The following is a 638-nucleotide window of genomic DNA, read 5'->3' on the forward strand; positions in this document are numbered from 1 at the left end:
TCAGGTGACCTCGGGTCACTCAAAGGTGGCGAAAGCCTCTTTATCAGTTTCAAAGTGAAAGTAAGTGCGGAAGCTAAAGGCAAGGTTGTCAACGTGGCAACAGTCGATGGCAATGTGCCACCGCCAACACCAGGTGAGCCAGATGTGCCACTTGTGCCAGAAAAACCAACCACTGATATTAACGTTCCACCAGGTCAAGTGAACGGTGAGAAGTTAGTTAACAACAAAACAAAAGCAACAGCGCACGTCGGTGATACACTCAACTACAGTATTAAACTGACGCATGAGGCTGGAAGTGGCCCATGGGTTGGTCAAGTGGTAGATAAATTACCGAATCATGTGAGCTTTGTACCAAACAGTACGACCATTGACGGCAAAGCAGTCGCCGACAAAGGAATTTGGAACGAACAAACGTTGACGGTGAAAGAGCTCCGTTTAACAAACGAAACAGCAACCGCAGTGATTGCCTTTAAGGTGAAAGTAAAAAGAAGAAGCCTTAAAATACGAACAGTTGTCAATAAAGCGGTGGCAACACCAAAAGATCCCGATGATAACCCACCCGTACCAGATATCCCAAGCGTACCGACAGTGGTGGTGCCGACAGCAGGTAAATTAAAAGCTGAGAAAAAACGTCTTCA

General features: G+C 46.4%; 1 protein-coding gene. It reads left to right on the forward strand.

What is annotated here, in order from left to right; translation table 11 throughout:
* Window positions 1–638 (forward strand): isopeptide-forming domain-containing fimbrial protein (locus BCAMP_RS12195; protein ID WP_035315934.1); only part of this gene is annotated, 638 nt, incomplete at both ends.

It is taken from the genome of Brochothrix campestris FSL F6-1037 (genome assembly GCF_000525915.1).
Classification (GTDB): Bacteria; Bacillota; Bacilli; order Lactobacillales; family Listeriaceae; genus Brochothrix; species Brochothrix campestris.